Source organism: Microcella alkalica (assembly GCF_014595885.1).
GTDB lineage: Bacteria > Actinomycetota > Actinomycetes > Actinomycetales > Microbacteriaceae > Microcella > Microcella alkaliphila_B.
Genome location: NZ_JABUKC010000006.1, coordinates 1 through 20,308, shown reverse-complemented (window position 1 = coordinate 20,308; position 20,308 = coordinate 1). Strand labels below are relative to the sequence as shown.

24 protein-coding genes and 1 tRNA gene are annotated in these 20,308 nt (G+C 73.5%); 14 read left to right on the top strand and 11 right to left on the bottom strand.

Translation table 11 applies throughout. The features are described 5' to 3' along the window. Window positions 1-61: 61 nt before the first annotated feature. From ID804_RS11865 to ID804_RS11855, 3 genes are read left to right on the top strand one after another with little or no spacing between them, the layout of a single operon-like run. A complete protein-coding gene (locus tag ID804_RS11865) occupies window positions 62-1,771 on the top strand; it encodes a CTP synthase (protein WP_317451288.1) in 1,710 nt (569 codons plus the stop codon). Next, window positions 1,768-2,361, top strand: coding sequence for an NUDIX domain-containing protein (locus ID804_RS11860; protein WP_169080411.1), 594 nt, complete (start codon window positions 1,768-1,770; stop codon window positions 2,359-2,361). The genes ID804_RS11865 and ID804_RS11860 overlap by 4 nt, the downstream gene beginning before the upstream one ends. After that, complete coding sequence (locus ID804_RS11855) at window positions 2,358-3,320, top strand: site-specific tyrosine recombinase XerD (RefSeq protein WP_317451287.1); 963 nt, start codon at window positions 2,358-2,360, stop codon at window positions 3,318-3,320. The genes ID804_RS11860 and ID804_RS11855 overlap by 4 nt, the downstream gene beginning before the upstream one ends. Before the next feature lies 1 nt (window position 3,321). Here the strand turns inward: ID804_RS11855 and ID804_RS11850 are convergent, their stop codons facing one another. From ID804_RS11850 to ID804_RS11835, 4 genes are read right to left on the bottom strand one after another with little or no spacing between them, the layout of a single operon-like run. Further along, on the bottom strand, window positions 3,322-3,834 hold the full coding sequence (locus ID804_RS11850; RefSeq protein WP_169080409.1) for a hypothetical protein: 513 nt from the start codon (window positions 3,832-3,834) through the stop codon (window positions 3,322-3,324). Continuing rightward, on the bottom strand, window positions 3,831-5,015 hold the full coding sequence (locus ID804_RS11845; protein WP_169080407.1) for a hypothetical protein: 1,185 nt from the start codon (window positions 5,013-5,015) through the stop codon (window positions 3,831-3,833). The genes ID804_RS11850 and ID804_RS11845 overlap by 4 nt, the downstream gene beginning before the upstream one ends. Continuing rightward, window positions 5,012-5,728: a hypothetical protein gene (locus ID804_RS11840; protein ID WP_169080405.1), complete on the bottom strand. Its 717-nt coding sequence runs from the start codon at window positions 5,726-5,728 to the stop codon at window positions 5,012-5,014. Before ID804_RS11840 ends, ID804_RS11845 begins: the two co-directional genes overlap by 4 nt. Beyond that, window positions 5,725-6,984 (bottom strand): hypothetical protein, encoded by a 1,260-nt coding sequence (locus tag ID804_RS11835; RefSeq protein ID WP_169080403.1) that lies wholly within the window; start codon window positions 6,982-6,984, stop codon window positions 5,725-5,727. Before ID804_RS11835 ends, ID804_RS11840 begins: the two co-directional genes overlap by 4 nt. Window positions 6,985-7,256: 272 nt before the next feature. On the opposite strand from ID804_RS11835, the gene ID804_RS11830 reads away from it, so the two are divergent. The 7 genes from ID804_RS11830 to der all read left to right on the top strand — a co-directional run bounded on the left by ID804_RS11830 (window position 7,257) and on the right by der (window position 13,946). Beyond that, window positions 7,257-8,114, top strand: a complete 858-nt coding sequence (locus ID804_RS11830; protein WP_188219206.1) for a ParA family protein — start codon at window positions 7,257-7,259, stop codon at window positions 8,112-8,114. After that, window positions 8,098-8,973 (top strand): segregation and condensation protein A, encoded by an 876-nt coding sequence (locus ID804_RS11825; protein WP_169080399.1) that lies wholly within the window; start codon window positions 8,098-8,100, stop codon window positions 8,971-8,973. Before ID804_RS11830 ends, ID804_RS11825 begins: the two co-directional genes overlap by 17 nt. After that, window positions 8,963-9,601 carry an SMC-Scp complex subunit ScpB gene (scpB, locus tag ID804_RS11820; RefSeq protein ID WP_188219205.1) on the top strand — a complete coding sequence of 213 codons (639 nt, stop codon included), beginning with the start codon at window positions 8,963-8,965 and terminating at the stop codon, window positions 9,599-9,601. Before ID804_RS11825 ends, scpB begins: the two co-directional genes overlap by 11 nt. Before the next feature lie 112 nt (window positions 9,602-9,713). Then, on the top strand, window positions 9,714-10,538 hold the full coding sequence (locus ID804_RS11815) for a pseudouridine synthase (protein ID WP_248276808.1): 825 nt from the start codon (window positions 9,714-9,716) through the stop codon (window positions 10,536-10,538). Further along, window positions 10,535-11,623, top strand: coding sequence for a prephenate dehydrogenase (locus ID804_RS11810; RefSeq protein ID WP_317451286.1), 1,089 nt, complete (start codon window positions 10,535-10,537; stop codon window positions 11,621-11,623). The genes ID804_RS11815 and ID804_RS11810 overlap by 4 nt, the downstream gene beginning before the upstream one ends. Window positions 11,624-11,651: 28 nt before the next feature. Continuing rightward, entirely contained in the window at window positions 11,652-12,320 is a 669-nt protein-coding gene (gene cmk, locus ID804_RS11805) for a (d)CMP kinase (protein WP_169080395.1), read from the top strand. Window positions 12,321-12,377: 57 nt separating this feature from the next. Next, window positions 12,378-13,946, top strand: a complete 1,569-nt coding sequence (gene der, locus ID804_RS11800) for a ribosome biogenesis GTPase Der (protein WP_169080393.1) — start codon at window positions 12,378-12,380, stop codon at window positions 13,944-13,946. Here the strand turns inward: der and ID804_RS11795 are convergent. After that, window positions 13,903-14,709, bottom strand: coding sequence for a YqjF family protein (locus ID804_RS11795; protein ID WP_169080391.1), 807 nt, complete (start codon window positions 14,707-14,709; stop codon window positions 13,903-13,905). The two genes, der and ID804_RS11795, sit on opposite strands and share 44 nt — an antisense overlap. A gap of 93 nt (window positions 14,710-14,802) precedes the next feature. Here ID804_RS11795 and ID804_RS11790 point away from each other — a divergent pair, with 93 nt between their 5' ends. Continuing rightward, complete coding sequence (locus tag ID804_RS11790; protein ID WP_223159171.1) at window positions 14,803-15,522, top strand: class I SAM-dependent methyltransferase; 720 nt, start codon at window positions 14,803-14,805, stop codon at window positions 15,520-15,522. Between the two features lie 71 nt (window positions 15,523-15,593). Beyond that, entirely contained in the window at window positions 15,594-16,130 is a 537-nt protein-coding gene (locus tag ID804_RS11785; RefSeq protein ID WP_169080387.1) for an NUDIX domain-containing protein, read from the top strand. Between the two features lie 34 nt (window positions 16,131-16,164). On the opposite strand, the gene ID804_RS11780 is transcribed toward ID804_RS11785, so the two are convergent. The 5 genes from ID804_RS11780 to ID804_RS11760 are packed head-to-tail and all read right to left on the bottom strand — an operon-like array spanning window position 16,165 to window position 18,379. After that, the gene (locus tag ID804_RS11780; RefSeq protein ID WP_169080385.1) at window positions 16,165-16,764 is read right to left on the bottom strand and encodes a GNAT family N-acetyltransferase; all 600 of its coding nucleotides are present in this window, start codon (window positions 16,762-16,764) and stop codon (window positions 16,165-16,167) included. A 10-nt stretch (window positions 16,765-16,774) separates the two neighbouring features. Beyond that, entirely contained in the window at window positions 16,775-16,978 is a 204-nt protein-coding gene (locus ID804_RS11775; RefSeq protein WP_169080383.1) for a hypothetical protein, read from the bottom strand. A gap of 54 nt (window positions 16,979-17,032) precedes the next feature. Further along, window positions 17,033-17,251: a hypothetical protein gene (locus tag ID804_RS11770; RefSeq protein ID WP_169080381.1), complete on the bottom strand. Its 219-nt coding sequence runs from the start codon at window positions 17,249-17,251 to the stop codon at window positions 17,033-17,035. A gap of 58 nt (window positions 17,252-17,309) precedes the next feature. After that, window positions 17,310-17,753, bottom strand: coding sequence for an NUDIX hydrolase (locus ID804_RS11765; RefSeq protein ID WP_169080379.1), 444 nt, complete (start codon window positions 17,751-17,753; stop codon window positions 17,310-17,312). Continuing rightward, window positions 17,750-18,379: a TetR/AcrR family transcriptional regulator gene (locus tag ID804_RS11760; RefSeq protein WP_169080377.1), complete on the bottom strand. Its 630-nt coding sequence runs from the start codon at window positions 18,377-18,379 to the stop codon at window positions 17,750-17,752. The genes ID804_RS11765 and ID804_RS11760 overlap by 4 nt, the downstream gene beginning before the upstream one ends. A 133-nt stretch (window positions 18,380-18,512) precedes the next feature. On the opposite strand from ID804_RS11760, the gene ID804_RS11755 reads away from it, so the two are divergent. Next, window positions 18,513-19,253: an SDR family NAD(P)-dependent oxidoreductase gene (locus tag ID804_RS11755; protein ID WP_169080375.1), complete on the top strand. Its 741-nt coding sequence runs from the start codon at window positions 18,513-18,515 to the stop codon at window positions 19,251-19,253. A 53-nt stretch (window positions 19,254-19,306) separates the two neighbouring features. On the opposite strand, the gene pcp is transcribed toward ID804_RS11755, so the two are convergent. Beyond that, window positions 19,307-19,969 (bottom strand): pyroglutamyl-peptidase I, encoded by a 663-nt coding sequence (gene pcp, locus ID804_RS11750; protein ID WP_169080373.1) that lies wholly within the window; start codon window positions 19,967-19,969, stop codon window positions 19,307-19,309. Between the two features lie 86 nt (window positions 19,970-20,055). Here pcp and ID804_RS11745 point away from each other — a divergent pair. After that, window positions 20,056-20,132: transfer RNA gene (locus ID804_RS11745), tRNA-Pro, on the top strand. Window positions 20,133-20,308 lie beyond the last annotated feature (176 nt).

Genomic DNA, 20,308 nt, shown 5'->3' with positions numbered 1-20,308 from the left:
ACGCTTACGGCGTGCGCGCGTCGAGGCGCGGCAGGTCACGATTCAGATAGCATGGAACCCCGTGGCGAACTCTTCCGACCAGGGCACTGCAGGCGACCGAACCCCGAAGATCACCAAGCACATCTTCGTGACCGGGGGTGTCGTCTCCTCGCTCGGCAAGGGCCTCACCGCCGCGAGTCTCGGCAATCTGCTCACCGCACGCGGGCTTCGCGTCGTCATGCAGAAGCTCGACCCGTACCTCAACGTCGACCCGGGCACGATGAACCCGTTCCAGCACGGCGAGGTGTTCGTCACCGACGACGGCGCCGAGACCGACCTCGACATCGGGCACTACGAGCGGTTCCTCGACATCAACCTCAGCCAGGCCGCGAACGTCACCACCGGGCAGATCTACTCGCAGGTCATCGCGAAGGAGCGCCGCGGCGAGTACCTCGGCGACACCGTGCAGGTCATCCCGCACATCACCGACGAGATCAAGCGCCGCATGCGCCTGCAGGCGCAGGACGACCCGCAGCCCGACGTCATCATCACCGAGATCGGCGGCACCGTCGGCGACATCGAGTCGCAGCCGTTCATCGAGTCGGCCCGCCAGGTGCGTCACGAGCTCGGGCGCAAGAATGTCTTCTTCGTGCACGTGAGCCTCGTGCCGTTCATGGGCGCCTCGGGAGAGCAGAAGACGAAGCCGACGCAGCACTCGGTGGCGGCCCTGCGCTCCATCGGCATTCAGCCGGATGCCCTGGTGCTGCGCAGCGACCGCCCCGTCACGAGCGCCAACCGTCGCAAGATCGCGCTCATGTGCGACGTCGAGGAGGCGGGTGTCGTCAACGCGGTGGATGTGCCCTCCATCTACGACATCCCGTCGATGCTGCACAGCCAGGGCCTCGACGCCTACATCATCGACCAGCTCGACCTCGACGCCGACGAGGTGAACTGGGATGGCTGGCGCGACCTGCTCACCGCCGTGCACGAGCCCAAGCGCGAGGTCACGATCGGCCTCGTCGGCAAGTACATCGACCTGCCCGACGCCTACCTGAGCGTCACCGAGGCGCTGCGGGCTGGCGGCTTCGCGCACCAGGCGAAGGTCGTCATCCGCTGGATCGCGAGCGACGAGTGCGAGACGCCCGAGGGCGCCGCGAGGATGCTCGCCGACGTCGACGGCATCTGCGTGCCCGGCGGCTTCGGCGTGCGCGGCATCGAGGGCAAGCTCGGCGCGCTGAAGTTCGCGCGCGAGAACAAGATCCCGACGCTCGGCCTGTGCCTCGGCCTGCAGTGCATGGTCATCGAGTACGCGCGCAACGAGGCGAACCTGCCGGGGGCATCCTCGACCGAGTTCGACCCGGAGACCGAGTTCCCCGTCATCGCGACGATGGCCGAGCAGGTCGACATCATCGCCGGCGGCGACCTCGGCGGCACCATGCGCCTGGGTCTCTACGAGGCCGCACTTGCGCCGGGCTCGATCGTCGCCGAGGTGTACGGCGCGGAGGTCTCGCACGAGCGCCACCGCCACCGCTACGAGGTCAACAACGCCTACCGCGAGCAGATCGCCGCGGCGGGCCTACACTTCTCGGGCACGAGCCCCGACGGCACGCTCGTCGAGTACGTCGAGCTGCCGCGCGAGCAGCACCCCTACTACGTCGCCACGCAGGCGCACCCCGAGCTGCGCTCGCGCCCCAACCACGCGCACCCGCTGTTCGCGGGGCTCGTGAGCGCGGCGATCGAGCGGCAGCTCGCCAGCCGCCTGTTCGACGACGAGGCGACGGCCGAGGCATGAGCGAGCCCGGCGCGGTCGCGGGCGAGGCCCTCCTCGCCGACGAGGCGCACTCGGTCGAGGTGCTCGACTCGGAGGTCGTCTTCGACGGTCGCGTGTGGGATGTGCGGCGCGAGCGCTTCGCCTACGGCGAGGTCGAGCTCGTGCGCGAGTTCGTCGAGCACCCCGGCGCCGTCGCCGTGCTCGCCGTCGACGACGCCGAGCGCATCCTGCTGATCCAGCAGTACCGCCACCCCATCCAGACCCGCGACTGGGAGCTGCCCGCCGGGCTGCTCGACGTCGAGGGCGAGGATCCGCTCGCCGCGGCGCAGCGCGAGCTCGCCGAGGAGGTCGACCTCGCCGCCGCCGACTGGCAGCCGCTGCTGAGCCTGCACACGAGCCCCGGCGGCTCGGACGAGCTCATCACGATCTACCTGGCGCGCAGGCTGACCGCGACCGACGCTCCCTTCGACCGCGAGGGCGAGGAGCTCGACCTGACGCTGCGCTGGGTGAGCCTCGACGAGGCGGTCGAAGCCGTGCTCGCGGGCCGCCTGCGCAACAGCATCCTCATCGCGGCGGTGCTCGCCGCGCACGCCCGGCGCGGCCGGGAGTGACGACGGCGCCGCCGACCGCGGGGGATGCCCCTCCCGCGATCGCGCGCGCCATCGATCGCTACGTGCGCCACATCGCCCTCGAGCGCGGCCGAAGCCCGCACACGGTGGCGGCGTACCGCCGCGACCTGCACCGCTACGCCGCGTTCGTCGCCGGGCTCGGCCGTGATGAGCCGGCCGACATCACCGCAGCCGACGTCTCGGCGTTCGTGATCGCCCTGCGCGAGCCGGGCGACGGCGCCGCGCCCGTGAGCGCCTCGAGCGTGGCGCGCATGCTGTCGAGCGTGCGCGGGTGGCACCGGTTCCTGCTCGAGGAGGGCATCCTCACCCTCGACGTCGCCGCCGACCAGAAGCCGCCCCGCCAGCCGAAGCGCCTGCCGAAGGCGATCTCGATCGCGCAGGTCGAGGCGCTGCTGGAGGCGTGCGTGGGCGACGACCCACTCATGCTGCGCGACCGCGCGCTGCTGGAGCTGCTGTACGCGACGGGCGCGCGCGTGAGCGAGGCGATCGACCTCAACGTCGACGACGTCATCGGCGACGACGCGCGAGTCGCGACGGCCGTGCGACTGTTCGGCAAGGGGCGCAAGCAGCGCATCGTGCCGCTCGGTCGCTTCGCGCAGGAGGCGCTCGAGGCGTACCTCGTGCGAGCGCGGCCCCTGTTCGCGCCGCGCGGGGCGGCGACGCCCGCGCTGTTCCTGGGCGCGCGCGGCGGGCGGCTCAGCCGGCAGTCGGCGTGGCTCGTGATCAGGGCCGCCGCCGAGCGCGCGCACCTCGACGTCGAGCTGTCGCCGCACACCCTGCGCCACTCGTTCGCCACGCACCTGCTCGAGGGCGGCGCCGACGTGCGCGTCGTGCAGGAGCTGCTCGGCCACGCGAGCGTCGCCACGACGCAGATCTACACGCTCGTCACCGCCGACGCGGTGCGGGAGGCGTGGGCGCTCGCGCACCCGCGGGCGCGGTAGATCACTCGTCGGCGGTCGGGTCGTCGATCGGGTCGGCGGCGGCGCGCGGTTCGAGTCGGGCATCCCCCGTCGGCCCCCAGCGCAGCACCAGTTGCTCGCCGTCGACGGTGACGGTCGGCGGCGGCTGGTCGAGCGGCACGAAGCCTCGCCGCGCGACGTCGAGGGTGGGCATGCAGCCGGCGAAGAACTCCTGCTCGCTGCCGCGGCGGGTCGTGAGCAGGCAGAGCTCCGCGTCGGGGATGCCGTGGGGGCCATCGATGCGCAGCACCCAGACGTCCTGCGCGCGACCGCCCTCATCGGTCGTCAGCAGCAGTCGCACGTCGGGCCGCTCCGCGAGGTAGAAGACCGAACCGGTCGCGAACTCCTCGGCACGATCGCGCTCCATCGCCGTGGGCGGACGGTCGAAGATCGAGAGTGACGGCGGTGGCGGCGTCGTCAGGGCGGCGGTGCCGACGGCGCTGACGACGAGGATGCCCGACGCGACGGCCGCGGCGACGAGCGTCGCGCGGCTCACGGCGCGACCCCCGCGCCGCGCTCGTCCGGCGTCGCGTCGCGCTCCTCGAGCACGAGCTCGCCGGAGGGCAGCCAGGTCGCGGCGTAGCGCTGGCTCGCTCCGCTCGCCACGCCGCCGATGTCGGGCGCGAGCATCCCGTTCTCGGCGAAGTCCTCCACGCTCGTGCAGGCGCCGGCGTTGCCGTTGCGGTCGCCGACCCAGAGGCAGAACTGCGGGGCGTCGCCGAGGCGCCCGAAGCCGTCCTGATCGTCGGTGAGCAGGCCGACCCATTGCGTGCCGTCGATCTCGGCGAGCAGGCGCGGGCCGGCGAGCGTGCCGGGGGCGTAGTTCCAGATGAGTTCCTCGGCCGGGGTCGGCTGGGCTTCGAGCTGAGCGAGGGCCGGGATGCCGAGCGCCCGCACCTCGTCGAGCGTCACCGCGCCGCGCTGCTCGATCTCCAGCGCGGTCGACCTGTCGGGGCGCCAGGCGGAGATGACGGTGAACGCGCCGCCGTCAGTCCATTCCCGCTCCAAGCCCTCCGCGCGGAAAGCAGCCTCGCTCGTGCAGGCGTGCCCGGTGAGGAACCCGCGGTCGACGAGCAGCGCGAGGCACGGCTCGGTGAGCCCCTCGGCGACCTGCTGCCGGTAGAGCACGAGTCGAGGATCGCTGCGCGGCTCACCGACGGCGCGCGGGCCCGCGGCGAGCACGACGCCTGCCGCCTCGAGGTCGCGCCGGGCGGTCTCCTCGTCGCGGTCGGGCGTCTCACCGGTCGCCGTCGTGCCGCCCGCGCTGTCCGCGCCGTCCGCGCCGCCGTCGGGCGTGGCGAAGATCGCGTAGGCGGGCGGCGGTGCGGTGAGCGCGGCGTGCACGCCGACGAGGATGCCCGTGGCGGCGAGCAGCGCGACCGCGGCGATCGCGGCACCGCGTCGCTCGGCACGGCTCGAGCCGTGCATCCGAGCGATCGTCGCGCGCCAGGCGCGGTGCGCGAGGGAGAGTTCATCGTCGCTGTCGTCAGCATCGTCCGCGTCGGCTGCGTCGCGGGCGGAGGCGATCGTCGTCGCGATTGGCTCGCGCGCCGGCAGCAGTGCCGCGAGCTCCGCGGCGGCGGCCGCGGCGTCGAGGGCGTCGGCTTCGGTGCGCGGGCGCGCGAACGCGCGCCGCTGCAGTTCGCGCAGGCGGGCGGCGTCGGCCGGGTCGCTCACGGCTCGTCGTCGTCGGTCGGCGGCGTCGGAGGGTCGATGAGCTGAGCATCCCCCGTCGGGCCCCAGGCCACGGTGCGGATCTCGCCGTCGATGACGACCGTCGGCCGCGGCTGCTCGAGCGGGATGAAGCCGCGACGGGCGAGGTCCTCCTCGAGCATGCAGCCGAGCCCTCCGTTGCCGCCGACGCCCGTCGGGTCGGTCGTCAGGCACACGAGCGCCTCGTCGGAGGCGGAGAACCAACCGCCCTTCGTGCGCATCGCCCACACTTCACGCGGGCCGCCCTGGTCGAGCTCGATCGACAGCAGCAGGCGCGCCTCGACGTCCGCCACGCCGAACGCGGTGCCGGCGGCGGGGCCTCGCTCGATCTCGCGCTCGCGCTCGGTGGGCTCGCGGTCGAACACGGCGAGCGACGGCTCGTCGCGGGGCGCGGTCACGGCCGAGAGGAGCGGCGCTCCGGCCGCGACGATCGCGACCACCGCGACGGAGGCGGCGACGGCGATCGCCGTGCGGCGGCGGGCGGATGCTCGGCGGCGGTCGGGCGACGAAGACGCGGTGGGCTCCGGGGAGGTGGACGCAGTGGAAGTGGGCTCGGGGGTAGTGGGCTCCGGGTCGTGCTGGCCCTCCGCGGGCTCGGTCGCGCGGGCGTGCCCGACCACGGGCTCGTCACCCGGCGCCGGCCTGCCGTAGAGGGCGCGGCGTTCGTCGTCGGTCACGGCAGCTCCGCGTCGAACACGTTCTCAGCATCCCACTGCGCGACGAGGCCGTCCTCGGTCTGCACCGAGAGCCCCTCGTCGATGAAACGCTCGACGGTGGCGCAGTTGACGACGATGCCGTTGCCGTCGGCGCGCGTGCGGTCGTCGCGGGCAGAGAGGCAGATCTGCGGACGCGGCGAGGCCTCCCACGGTGCCGAGTCGCTCGAGATGATCGCGCCGAAGAACCGCCACCGATCCTCCCGGCCGAGCTCGACCGGGCCCGCGATCACGTCGGGGAACCAGGGCAGCACCTCGCGCGCGACGGCTGGGTCGACTTCGACCTCCTCGATCGCGGCGACCGCCGGCAGGCCGAGCGCGCGAACCTCCTCGATGGTCGCCGCCCCGAGCACGGTCGTCTCGAGCGTCACCGCGCCGTCGGGAGCCCACCCGTAGTCGATGCGCACGCCCTCCTGCTCGAAGCGGTCTGACAGCCCCTCGCTACGGAAGCCAGCCTCGCTCGTGCAGGTCGTCCAGAAGCTGCTGACGTTGCCGTAGACCAACGATGCGCACACCTCGGTGCGCTCGTCGTCGAGCCACTCGCGGTACACGCCCAGGCGCAACTGGTCGTCGCGCTCGCCGAACAGGTGCGGGCCCTCGAGCACGATCGTGCCGCGAGCCTCGAGCTCATTGGCCCACGCGATCGCGTCGCCGTTCTGCAGGTTGAGGCGCTCGCCCGACGGGGTCGGGTCGGTCGCGAAGACGGCGTACGCCGGCGGCGGAGCGGTGAGCGCGGTGACGACCGCGGCGGCGGAGGCGGCGAGCAGTCCCGCGCCGAGCGCCGCGACACCGGCGACACGCACCGTGCGGCGCGGCAGGGCGCGGGCCTGCGCGACTCCGCGGCGCGCCAGGTCGGTCAGGCGCTCGCCGAGCGTGGGGTCGTCGAGGTCGTCTGCGTCGTCTGCGTCGCCGGTGTGCGCGGGCCCGTCGGCCGCGCCCGCGCGGAGGGAGTCAGCGCCGTCGCCCCACCCCGAACCCGGTGCCGGATGCCCACCCGCCGTCGCGCGCCCCACCCCACCCGCGACGGCCCGAGCGTGCGCGCGAAGCTCGGCGAGCTCGGCCGCGGCCGCCGCCGCGTCGGCCTGCTGCTCGGGCGACGCGGGACGCGCGAACGCGCGCCGCTCGAGCTCGCGCAGGCGCGCGGCGTCGGCCGCGATCGCAGCGGGGGAGTCGCCGGCGGCGCGGGCGCCGTCGGGGCCGGCCACGGCATCCTCGCTCATGACGATCAGTCAATACGGCACCGGGCCGCGGCGCAACGAGCGCCGCGCCGCCGACCGGCGATGCGCAACGCAGGAATCGCGCTGCGTCGGGCGCGCTGGTCAGCTGCAGCGACGGCGATCTCGATCCAAGGTTCCTGCGTTGCGCATCGCACCCGACGGCGACCCGCGCGAGCCGGGCCGCCCACGGCCCGTCGCACGGCCGCGAGCCCGCGCGCTCAGTAGACTCGGGCGCTATGAGCGGCGAGACGACGACGGGCACCGAGCTGCCGGGCATGACCGCGACCCCCGGAGTGAAGAACGGCCCCACCGGGCGCCCCGCCCGCGAGTTCGACGCCCCCGCCCCGCTCGACCAGCACGGCCCCGCCCGCATCATCGCCCTCTGCAACCAGAAGGGCGGCGTCGGCAAGACGACGACCACGATCAGCCTCGGCGCGAGCCTCGCCGAGTACGGCCGCCGCGTGCTCGCGATCGACTTCGACCCGCAAGGCGCCCTGTCGGCGGGTCTCGGCGTCGAGAGCCACGACACGACGACGATCTACGACCTGCTGCTCGGCCGCGAGAAAGACACGCGGGCCGCGATCCAGCGCACGAGCGTGCCGGGTTTCGACGTGATCCCGGCGAACATCGACCTGAGCGCCGCTGAGGTTCACCTCATCAACGAGGTCGCGCGCGAGCAGATCCTCGCGCGGGTGCTGCGGCCGGTGCTCGACGACTACGACGTCGTGCTCATCGACTGCCAGCCGAGCCTGGGCCTGCTCACCGTCAACGCGCTGACCGCGGCGCACGGCGTGCTGATCCCGCTGGAGTGCGAGTACTTCGCCCTGCGCGGCGTCGCCCTGCTGGTCGAGACGATCGACAAGGTGCGCGACCGCCTGAACCCGGCGATCACGCTCGACGGCATCATCGCCACCATGTACGACCCGCGCACGCTGCACTCGCGCGAGGTGCTCGAGCGGGTCGTCGAGGCGTTCGGCGACCGCGTGTTCGAGACGGTCATCGGCCGCACGGTGAAGTTCCCCGACGCGTCGGTCGCGGGCACGCCGATCACGACGTACGCGCCCGATCACCCGGCCGCGAAGGCCTACCGCCAGCTGGCGCGAGAGCTGGTCGCCCGTGGCGCCGTCGCCTGAGGCTGACGCTCAGGTCGACGCCGCCGTCGCGAGCGCGCCCGACGCGGCGCCGGCCGAGACGACGAATGAGGATGCTCAGCGCGGCTTCCGCGTGCACCTGTCGTCGTTCGACGGTCCGTTCGACCTCCTGCTGAGCCTCATCAGCAAGCGCGAGCTCGACATCACCGAGATCGCGCTGAGCGCGGTGACCGACGAGTTCCTGACCTACCTGCGCGGCCTCGACGGCGAGGACGAGCTGGAAGAGGCGAGCGAGTTCCTCGTCGTGGCGGTGACACTGCTCGACTGGAAGATCGCGAGCCTGCTGCCGCAGGGCGAGCTCGTCGACGCGGAGGACGTCGCGCTGCTGGAGGCCCGCGACCTGCTCTTCGCCCGCCTGCTGCAGTACCGTGCCTTCAAGGAGGCGAGCGCCTGGTTCGCCGAGCGCTTGGCCGCCGAGTCGGGCCGCCACGCCCGCAGCGTGCGGCTGGAGGATCGCTTCCGCGAGCGCACGCCCGAGCTGCGCTGGACGACGAGCCTCGACGACTTCGCCGCCCTCGCCCTGCTGGCCTTCACGCCGCGCGAGATCCCCGTGGTCGGCCTCGACCACCTGCACGCGCCGCTCATCTCGATCCGCGAGCAGGCCGCGCACGTCGTGAGCCTGCTGCGCCGCGGCGAGCCCGTGACCTTCCGCCAGCTCATCGCCGGCGCCGACCAGAAGGGCGTCATCGTCGCGCGCTTCCTCGCCCTGCTCGAGCTGTACCGCCACGCCGCGGTCGGCTTCGAGCAGCTCGAGCCGCTCGGCGAGCTCACCGTGCGCTGGACGGCCGAGAACTGGAGCGACGAGAACCTCGTGAACCTGGGAGCCGACTATGGCCAGTGAGCAGACCTCCGCCGAGATGGCAGCGCCCGCGGCGATCGACGGCACCGACGTCGAGAGCGCGCCCGCGGGCATCCCCGACGAGGTGGCGACCGAGCGCGCGCTCGAGGCGATCCTCATGATCGCCGACGAGCCGCAGAGCGTCGTGGGCCTCGCCGCCGGCATCGGCCGACCGGTCGCGGACGTGCGGCGCGCCCTCGCCGCGCTCGTCGCCGATTACGACGGCGTGGCCGGCACCCCTCGCCGCGGGTTCGAGCTGCGCGAGGTGGGCGGCGGCTGGCGGCTCTACGTGCGGGCGGAGTTCGACGACGTCGTGCGCGACGTCGTGCACACGCAGAGCCCGGCGAAGCTCTCGCAGGCGGCGCTCGAGACGCTCGCCGTCATCGCCTACAAGCAGCCGATCAGCCGCGGCGCGATCGCGTCGATCCGCGCGGTGAACGTCGACTCGGTGGTGCGCACGCTGCTGGGCCGCGGCCTCATCACCGAGGCCTTCACCGACAGCGAGACGGGGGCGATCCACTACGCGACGACCGATCTGCTGCTGACGCAGCTCGGCATCAACTCGCTCGACGAGCTGCCGAAGATCTCGCCGCTGCTCGACGACGGCAGTCGGGGTTTCGACGATGTCTGAGCGTCGTGCCGACTGGTGGAACGAGCCCTTCCGCGACGGCGACACGGCCGGTGCCGACGCCACCCCGAGCCGCGCCGGCGACAGCCCGACGAGCGAGCGGCTGCAGAAGGTCATGGCCGCGGCGGGCGTGGCCTCGCGGCGCGTGAGCGAGCAGCTGATCACCGCCGGTCGGGTGACCGTGAACGGCGTGCCGGTGACCGAGCTGGGGGCCCGCATCGAGCCGAGCGTCGACGAGCTCGCCGTCGACGGCGTCGTGGTGCAGCTCGACGCGACGAAGCGCTACATCATGCTCAACAAGCCGACCGGCGTCGTCAGCACGATGAGCGACGAGAACGGCCGCCCCGACCTGCGGCAGTTCACCCAGCGGTTCGAGGAGCGCCTCTACAACGTCGGCCGCCTCGACGCCGAGACGAGCGGGCTGCTGCTGCTCACGAACGACGGCGAGCTCGCCAACGTGCTCGCCCACCCGCGCTTCGGCGTCGAGAAGACCTACATCGCCACGGTGCGCGGCATCGTGACCCCGGCGACGCTGCGCCGACTGCTCGAGGGCGTCGAGCTCGACGACGGCCCGATCGCCGCCGACCGGGCCCGTCTCGTGGGAGAGCCGCAGCGGGGGCGCAGCATGGTCGAGCTGACGCTGCACTCCGGACGCAATCGCATCGTGCGGCGGATGCTCGCCGAGGTCGGACACCCGGTGCTCGAGCTCGTGCGGCGCCGGTTCGGGCCCCTCACGCTCGGCACCCTGCCCGTCGGCCGCACGCGCGAACTCACTAAGGTGGAGCGCGGTGCGCTGCTCACCCTCGCGCGCGATGCGCGGGAGGGCCGCGAACCGGCGGCGGCGCCGGCGAAGGCGCCCCGGCCGGTGAAGCCCCGCGCCCGCAAGCCCAGCCCGCGCAAGCCCAGCCCGCGCAAGCCCCGACCGGGAGACGCCTCGTGACCGACCGCCGCCTGCAGCACGACGTGCGCATCGTCGGCGCGGGCCTGCTCGGCACGAGCATCGGCCTGGCGCTCACCGAGCGCGGCGTCGACGTCGCCCTCGACGATCTCTCGCCGACGGCGGTGCGCCTCGCGGTCGACTACGGCGCCGGCCGCCCCGCGCGCGACGGCGACCGGCCCGGCCTCGTGGTCGTGGCGGTGCCGCCGGATGTCACGGCCCGCACGGTCGCGCACGAGCTCGCACTGCACCCCGACGCGCTCGTCACCGATGTCGCGAGCGTCAAGGCGGGCATCCTGCGCGAACTGCACGAGCTCGGCGCCGACGTCAGCCGCTACCTCGGCACGCACCCGATGGCCGGCCGCGAGCGCGGCGGCCCCATCTCGGCCCGCGCCGACCTCTTCATTGGCCGCCCCTGGGTGCTCGCCGGCCACGACGGCATCAGCTACGCCCGCGCCGGGGCGATCGAAGACCTCATCCTCGACGTCGGCGCGGTGCCGGTCGAGATGACGGTCGACGAGCACGACGCCTCGGTGGCAATGGTCAGCCACGTGCCGCAGCTGGTCGCGACCCTCATGGCCGCGCGCCTCACCGCCGCGAGCGACGCCGCCGTGGGTCTCGCGGGTCAAGGCGTGCGCGACGTCACGCGCGTCGCCGGCAGCGACCCGGGGCTGTGGGTGCAGATCCTCGCGGCGAACGCGGAGCCCGTGACCGCGATCCTGAAGCGGGTGCGCGACGACGTGACGACCGCGATCGAGGCGCTCGAGCATCCGGATGCCCCTGGAGCGCGCCGCGCGATCGCCGACCTCATGGGGGCCGGCAACGCGGGGGTCGCGCGCATCCCCGGCAAGCACGGCTCGACCCGCCGCTACGCGCAGCTCGTCGTCATGATCGACGACACCCCCGGCCAGCTGGCGCGCCTGCTCACCGAGATCGGCGAGCTGGGCGTCAACATGGAGGACCTGCGCCTGGAGCACTCGCCCGGCGCGCCGATCGGCTTCGCCGAGGTCTCGGTCGTGCCCGAGGCCGAGGCGCCGCTCATCGAGGCGCTCGAGGCCCGCGGCTGGCGCATCGCCGGCGCGAGCTGAGCGACCCCACCCCTCAAGGAGAGACGCAGTGACCGACCTCATCGTGGCCGTCGATGGCCCCGCCGGCAGCGGCAAGTCGAGCGTGAGCCGCGAGGCCGCCCGTCGCCTCGGCTTCGCGTACCTCGACACCGGCGCCGCCTACCGCGCGCTCGCCTGGCACTGCCTCGACGAGGGGGTCGATGTCGAGGATGCCGCGGCTGTCGCCGCGCGCGTCGCCGACTTCGACTACGCCACGGGCACCGACCCCGACTTCTTCTTCGTGCGCGTCGGCGGCGAGGAGGTCACGACCGACATTCGCGAGCCGCGCGTGACGGCCGTCGTGAGCGCTGTCGCGCGCGTGCCGGAGGTGCGCGCGGGGCTCACGGCGCTGTTCCGCCGCATCGCCGCCGACAGCCCGAAGGCCGGCATCATCATCGAGGGGCGTGACATCACCACCGTTGTCGCTCCCGATGCCGCCGCCCGCGTGCTGCTGACCGCGAGCGCTGAGGCTAGAATGACGAGAAGGTCGGCCGAGCTGGGCAGCGCGTCGACCGAGTCGACGGGGCAGCAGCTCGCCGCACGCGATGCGCAAGACCTGAAGGTCGTCGACTTCATGAACGCCGCCGAGGGCGTCACGACCCTCGACTCCACCGAGCTCGACTTCGAGCAGACGGTGCAGGCGTTGATCGACATCGTGCGCGCCGCACCTTCCGCCTAGGGGAGGGGGCGCGGAACACGCCTCGCCGGTGGGCGAGGAAGGAAGGGGAGGATCCCCATGACCGCACACCAGAACCCCGAGGCTCCCGACAGGCGCGACGAGGCGGCGGATGCTGCGCTCGAGTACCCCGAGCTCGACCAGCAGGCCGCCGAGCAGGTCGCCGCACGCCTGGCCGAGCTCGACGACGAGCTGAGCGATCAGCGCGCGGAGTCGCTGCGCAAGGGCCTCGCCGACTACGACCTCGACGACGACGACCTCGAGCTGCTCGAGGCCGCCGAGCTCGGCGAGGACGGCATCATCACGCTGCCCGCCCTGCCGGTGCTGGCGATCGTCGGCCGGCCGAACGTCGGCAAGAGCGCGCTCGTGAACCGCATCCTCGGCCGCCGCGAGGCCGTCGTGGAGGACACGCCGGGTGTCACGCGCGACCGCGTGACCTACAAGGCCGAGTGGAACGACCGCCGCTTCACGCTCGTCGACACCGGCGGGTGGGAGCCCGACGCGACGGGCATCAACGCCTCCGTCGCCGCACAGGCCGAGGTGGCCGTCGAGCTTGCCGACGCCGTGCTGTTCGTCGTCGACGCCATGACGGGCGCGACCGCGACCGACGAGTTCGTCGTGAAGATGCTGCGCCGGGCGAAGAAGCCGGTGATCCTCGTCGCGAACAAGATCGACGACGCCCGCCAGGAGCCGGAGGCCGCCGCGCTGTGGGGCCTCGGCCTTGGACAGCCGTGGCCGACGTCGGCCGTGCACGGCCGCGGCGTCGCCGACCTGCTCGACCACGTGCTGACCGTGCTGCCGGAGGTCTCGGCCGTCGCGAAGCAGGAGTTCGGCGGCCCGCGCAAGGTGGCCCTCATCGGCCGCCCGAACGTCGGCAAGTCGAGCCTGCTCAACAAGGCGGCGCGCGAGGAGCGCGTCGTCGTCAACGAGCTCGCCGGCACGACGCGCGACCCGATCGACGAGCAGATCGAGCTCGGCGGGCGCATCTGGAACTTCGTCGACACGGCGGGCATCCGTCGCCGCGTGCACCTGCAGCAGGGCAGCGACTTCTACGCCTCGCTGCGCACCGCCGCGGCGCTCGAGAAGGCGGAGGTCGCCGTCGTGCTCATCGACGTGACCGAGCCGATCAGCGAGCAGGACGTGCGCATCATCGAGCTCGTGCTCGAGTCGGGCCGCGCGCTCGTGCTCGCCTTCAACAAGTGGGATCTGCTCGACGACGAGCGCCGCCGCTACCTCGAGCGCGAGATCGAGCAGGATCTCGCCCACGTGTCGTGGGCTCCGCGCGTCAACATCTCGGCTCGCACCGGGCGGCACCTCGAGAAGCTCGTGCCGGCCCTCGAGGTCGCGCTCGAGTCGTGGGACACCCGCATCCCGACCGGCAAGCTCAACGCGTTCATCGCCGAGCTGACGCAGGAGCATCCGCACCCGGTTCGCGGCGGCAAGCAGCCGCGCATCCTGTTCGCGACGCAGGCGTCGACCCGGCCGCCGACCTTCGTGCTGTTCACGACGGGGTTCCTCGACCCGCAGTACCGTCGCTTCATCACGCGCCGGCTGCGCGAGGTGTGGGGCTTCGAGGGCTCGCCCATCAACGTGAACATGCGAGTGCGCGAAAGGAGGCAGCGCCCCTAGGCGCTCCTCGCACGCAGCGCGCGGCCGCGAACTCGGTGACCACGCCGCGGCCGATCGGCGTCGCGAGCACCGAGTCGGGTGCCCGGTCGGCAAGGCCGGCGAACCCCGCCGACTCCAGCAGCCTGTCGTCGAGCTCGAGCAGCTCTGCTTTGACGAGCGGCCAGGGCTCGTGCCGGTTGCGCGCCCAGAGGGTGCGGCCCAGGTGCCGCTCGTGAAAGCCCCACCGGTTGGTGAGGAAGCGGCTGAGCGGGGTATCCACGGGCTGGGTGCCGACGCGAGCGCGGATGCGCGTCGCCGGCCGCTCGACCAGCGGGTGCGCGGCCCGGCCGGCGAGGCGGTGACGTCGGCTGCGGTACTCGAGCTCGCCGCCGTGGATCTCGAGCGCGGCATCCGCCCACTGGTACGGGAGGCCGAAGAGGGCCCGCGCCGCGAGCACGGGCGCGAGGTGCTGCGCCTCGAGCGAGCGGAAGACCACGCCGCGATTGCCGTCGTCGTCGACGGCGTAGGTGCGCACGTTGATCTCGATGAAGGTGCCGAGGCCCGGTACGGGTGGCAGCGGCAGGAAGGCGTGCCGCGCGAGCACGAACGGCACGAGCCCGACCCAGGCGCTGCCGTCGTGCACGTCGGGGCGCGTGCCGGGCGGGCAGTGCGGGGCGACGAGCGCGGGGTCGACGCGCCAGTGGAGGAAGAGGAACTCGCTCCAGCGCTGACGGATCACCGCCCGGCCCGGCAGGGGCGGGGCGATCGACGGCGGCTCGAGCATCCCCTCATGGTGGCATCGCAGGATGCGGAGTGCCCGAAGCCGGCGAGCGCAACCCCCTGCGCGCCGCCGCGGGCGTGCCCTAGCGTCGCGATGATGGAGATCGCGACCTCGTTCGGCACCGCCGTGCTCGCCTACGACCGCGCGCGCCCCGGCTACCCGCCCGAGGCGATCGCGTGGCTGCTGCCCACCCCCGGCGCGCGCGTGCTCGACGTCGGCGCCGGCACCGGCAAGCTCTCGGCGCAGCTCTCGCGCTCCGGCCACGCCGTGCTCGCCGTCGACCCCGACCCGACGATGCTCGAGCAGCTGCGCCGCCGCCTGCCCGCCGTCGGCACCGCCGTCGGCGAGGCAGAGGCGCTGCCCGTCGACGACCTGTCGGTCGACGCCGTCACCTTCGGGCAGGCGTGGCACTGGGTCGACCCCGAGCGCGCCTCGCGGGAGGCGGCGCGCGTGCTGCGACCCGGCGGGCGGCTCGGGCTGTTCTGGAACCTGCGCGACGAGCGCGAGCCGTGGGTGCTCGAACTGAGCGGCATCATCCGCTCGAGCGCCGCCGAGAGCCTGCTCGCGGCCGGCCCGCCCGTCGTCGGCGCGCCGTTCACCGACCTCGAGCACGAGACGTGGGCGTGGCACTGCTCGCTCACCGTCGACGGCCTCGTCGACCTCGCCGCCTCGCGCAGCCACGTCATCGCCCTCGAGGAGGCCGAGCGCGAGCGACTGCTCGCCGAGGTGCGCGCGCTCGGTGAGCGGGTCGCCGACGCCGAGGGGGGCATCCTGCTGCCGTATCGCACCCACGGGTTCCGCGCGGTCGTCGCGTGACGAACGGGGCGGGATGCGCGACGCGGGTCGCTGGCCGATTCGCAGGGTTCGCGCCGTAGCCTGAGCGCACCATGACGCAGCCTCCCGCAGCGGTGCCCGGCCCCGCCTCCGGCGCCGAGCGCACCACGCCGCCGCCGCTGCCGCCCGAGCACCTGCGCGACCCCGGCGAAGCCTGGGTCGAGGGGCCCGACGGGCAGCGGTTCTGGGGTCGCTTCGGCGCGGCGGGCCTGCTGGCGTGGCACCCCGAGGCGGGCATCCTGCTGCAGCATCGCGCCGTGTGGTCGCACCACGGCGGCACGTGGGGCATCCCGGGCGGGGCCCGGAAGCTCGGCGAGTCGGCCGCCGACGCCGCCCTGCGCGAGTCGCACGAAGAGGCCGGCGTGCCGCTCGACGCCGTGACCGTGCTGTTCGAGAGCGTCGTCGACCTCGGCTACTGGTCGTACACGACCGTCGTCGTGCGGGTCGATGAGCTCTTCGCCCCCGTCGTCGCCGATCTGGAGAGCCTCGAGCTGCGCTGGGTCGCGATCGAGCAGGTGGATGCCCTGCCCCTGCACCCCGGATTCGCGCGCTCGTGGCCCGGCCTGCGCGAGCGGCTGCTCGCGGCCTAGCCATCGCGCGCCAGGCCGCTTGCGCGCGGCGCCTCTACGCGCCCGCGAGCGACAGCCGCATGACCCGCCGCGCCGGCCGGCTCGCCGTGCCCAGGATCTCGCCCACCGGCTCGAAGTGCGCGCGCTCGAACACGGAGGCGACGCCGACGAACAGCCCGCGCGCGTCGTGCTTGCCGGCCGTCACGACCGGGTAGCCCTCGACGACGGTCGCCCCGCCGTCACGCGCGGCGTCGACCGCGGCATCGAGCAGCGCCTCACTGAGGCCGGCCCCGCGGTGCTCGCGGCGGATCACGAAGCAGACGACGCTCCACACGGCCTCGTCCTCCCACGGCTCCTCCGGCAGGGCCGCGAGCAGGGCCTTCGTGCGCGGCAGGCGCCGATACTCGCGCCGGGGTGCCACCGCCACCCACCCGGCGGGGGCGCCGTCGACGGTCGCGATGAGGCCGCGCGGAGCATCCGCCGCGATGTCGGCCCGCAGCCGCTCGCGCTTCTCGTCGACCGAGAGCCGGTTGAACTCGGCGTTCGTGTCGAGGAACCAGCGGCACCAGCACGTCGGGCCGTCGCCGGTGGTGCCGAGCACGGCTTCGACGTGGCTCCAGGGCATCTGCTGCGCGGCGGCGATCGCGATCGTCATGCGCGCGAGGCTAGTGCTTGCGGCGGCGGGAAGCCATGGCCGTGAGCACCATCCCTGCAGCGATGAGGAGCGTCGCCGCGCCCGCCGGTCGCGTGCCCTCCACGATGAGCAACGGCACGGCGATGATGACGAGCACGAGGGCGCCGCCCTCGAAGCCGGCGGGGTCGAATCGGAAGCGTCGGCGGTCACGGCGGGTCGGCGTCGAGGCGTTCATGGTCCCAGTCGATCACCGTGCGGGGCGGCGCCGCATCCGTCTCTCGACGGATCCTCACTCCGAAGAGGCACCGCCGCCGTTCCGGGAGCTGAGCGCGGCGCCGATCGCGATGAGGCTCGCCCCGATGGCGAGGAACGTGAAGCCCACCGGGCGCGTCGACTCCACGATCGTCAGGCTGACCGCGATGACGAGCATGACGATGCCGAGGCCCAGCAGGCCGCCCGCGTTCGGTGCCGGGGTGGTGCGATCGGAAGGCTGCTCGTCGTCGCTCATGGCTCCAGTCGAGCACGCGTGCACCGCGCTGCGCCTCCGTCGCGCGACGGATCCTCACTCACCGGGGTGGGCGCGCGGCGATGAGCGGCAGCATGTGCTCGGTGATGAGCGGGGCGACGGGGGTGGTCGCGAACTCGTCGGGGTGCATCCAGCGCACGTCGTCGATCTCGGCGGCGGCCGCGACGGGTGCCGTGAGCGTGGCGCGGAACACGTCGGCGACGAGCGTCGTGCCGGCCTCGTTGGCGGCCGGGGCGGTGAAGCGGCCGAGCGGTTCCAGTTCGTGGGGCGGGATGCTCGCCCCGAGCTCTTCGGCGAGCTCGCGACTGAGCGTCTCGGCCGGCGACTCGCCCGGCTCGGGCTTGCCACCCGGCTGCATGTAGACGCTCGTGCCCCGCTTGCGCACGACGAGCAGGCGGCCGGTGTCATCGACGACGAGCGCCGCCGAGACGTGGATGACCGGTCTCGCGTCGCCCCCGCTCGGGTCGGCGGCCGCCCCGCTCACGCCTTCGGCCACCACGGCGGCTGCACGGCGCCCCACCGGCGCTGCAGCAGCTCGCGGTCGCGGGGCTCGGGGTCGCGCAGCCAGTCGGTGATGACGGCGACGGTCGTGGCGGCGGAGGCGGCGGCGACGGTCTCGGCGAACCGGGCCGGGTCGTCGTCGATGCGGGGCGGGGTGAGGGCGCCGTGCTCGATGAGGAGGGCGACGGAGCGGGCGAAGTGCTCCGCGAGCATGGGGCCGAGGCCGGAGGTTCCGGCGGCCAGCTCGCGCACGTATACGGGGGAGTGCCGCTCGATGTGGGCGAAGACCTCGTCGGCCGAGCGTGCGATGGCCTCGACGATCGTGTCGGGCGTGGCGGGGTCGATGAGCCGCTCGCGGATCTCGTCGAGCTCGGCGCGCAGGGCGCTGCGCAGCACGTCGGCGGGGTCGGTGCCGTGCTCGTAGATGGTCGAGCGGTGCACGCTCGCGGCGCTCGCGAGTGCGGTGCCGGTGATTGATGCGGCGGGAGCGGTGCGGGCGAGCTCGAGCACGGCGGCGTGCAGGCGCTCGCGCGAGCGCACCCAGCGCGGGTCGTTCGCGGTCGCCGCGGTGCGCGGGGCGCGGGCGGTCTGCGGCGGCGTCGTCGGCATGCGAACGAGCGTAGGCGACAGCTGTCGGGAATTCACCGCGACGGACGTGTGTTGTCTTTTGTACGACAGTTGTCGTTCAGATGCCGGGAATGCGCCCGCGACGCGCCCCACCGGCCGATCGAAGGGAAGCATCATGAACCGTCTTGAGAACCGCGTCGCCCTCGTCACCGGCGCCGCGAGTGGCATCGGCCGGGCGACCGCCATCCGGCTCGCCAGCGAGGGTGCGGCCGTCGTCGTCGCCGACCTTCAGGACGACAAGGCCGCAGCCGTCGTCGCCGAGATCGAGCGGGCCGGGGGTCGGGCGGTCGCCGTGCACCTCGATGTGACGAGCGAGGCGAGCTGGGCATCCGCTGTCGCCGCCTCGATCGAGGCGTTCGGGGGCCTGGGCATCCTCGTCAACAATGCCGGTATCGGCGATACCGTGCCGCTCGAGCAGAGCGCGACCGACGAGTACCGCAAGGTCGTCTCGGTCACGCAGGACAGCGTCTACTTCGGCCTCAAGGCCGCCGCCGAGGCGCTCAAGGCGAGCGGGAACGGCGCCGTCGTGAACGTCTCGTCGATGTTCGGCATCGTCGGCGGCTTCGGCACCTCGCCCGGCTACGCGGCGGCGAAGGGCGCCGTGCGCACGCTCACGAAGGCGGTCGCGCTCGGCTGGGCGACCGAGGGGGTGCGGGTGAACTCGATCCACCCGGGGTTCGTCGACACGCCGATCCTGGGCGAGACCGACCGTTCGATGCTCGCGCAGACGACGCCCATGGGCCGCATCGCCCAGCCGGAGGAGCTCGCCGCCGCGATCGCCTTCCTCGTCAGCGACGATGCGTCGTTCATGACGGGCGCCGAGCTAGTCGTCGACGGCGGCTACACCGCCCGCTGATGCCCCGGACCCGCCGGGGGCGCATCGCACTGTTCGAGGCGGTGTGGAGCCGATCAGTGGATGCTGCCCTCGGCGGCGCGCGCATCGTGCGTCGTCGTCGCGGCCGTGATGATGGCGACGCGGATGCCCCGCTCGAGCTCGTCGAGGCGCAGCGTCGGCGTGCTCGCCCCGGGCGGCACGAGGTCGGGCGTCGCCGGCACGTGCACGAACCCGGCCCGCAGCCCCGGATGCCGCTCGGCAATGCCGCCCAGCACGTACGCGACGTGGTTGCACACGAAGCTGCCGGCCGAGAGCGACACGCTCGCCGGCACGCCAGCCTCGCGGATCGCCGCGACCATGGTCTTGACGGGCAGGCCGGTGAAGCGCGCCGCGGGCCCGCCCATCTCGATCGCGACGTCGATCGGCTGCGCGCCGTCGTTGTCGGGGATGCGCGCGTCGTCCAGGTTGATCGCGACGCGCTCCGGCGTGATCGCGTCGCGCCCCTCGGCCAGCCCCAGCGCGACGACGACGTCGGGGGAGTGCTCGGCGACGGCCCGCTCGAGCGCCGCGGCCGCCCCGGCGAACGTGACGGGCAGCACGACGCCACGCACGTCGATGCCGAGCTCTTCGTAGGTTGCGCTGTGGCGCGCGACGAGCCGTGCGAGGTCGCCGCTCGGGTTGCTGGTGGCGCCTGCGAACGGTTCGAACCCGGTCACGAGCACGCGTGTCGTCGTCACACCCACGACTCTCGCACGGCCCCGCCCCGTGCACGCCCACCCTCCCCGATACCGCTAGACTCTCCTAGGCCTCACGGGGCCAGCCACGGGCTGTGGCGCAGCTTGGTAGCGCACTTGACTGGGGGTCAAGGGGTCGCAGGTTCAAATCCTGTCAGCCCGACCAAAGCGAAAGGGCCGTCTTCGGACGGCCCTTTCGCTTTGGTCGGGCTACCCAAGCTTGCACCTGCGAGCAGGTGGGCCCACGCCGCGCGAGGGGCCCCGGGCGCGGCTCCGCCGCGTCTGGGGGAGCCGGTGGGGACAAATCCCGACCTGCCAGGCGGCTCGCGGCGGCGAGCACCG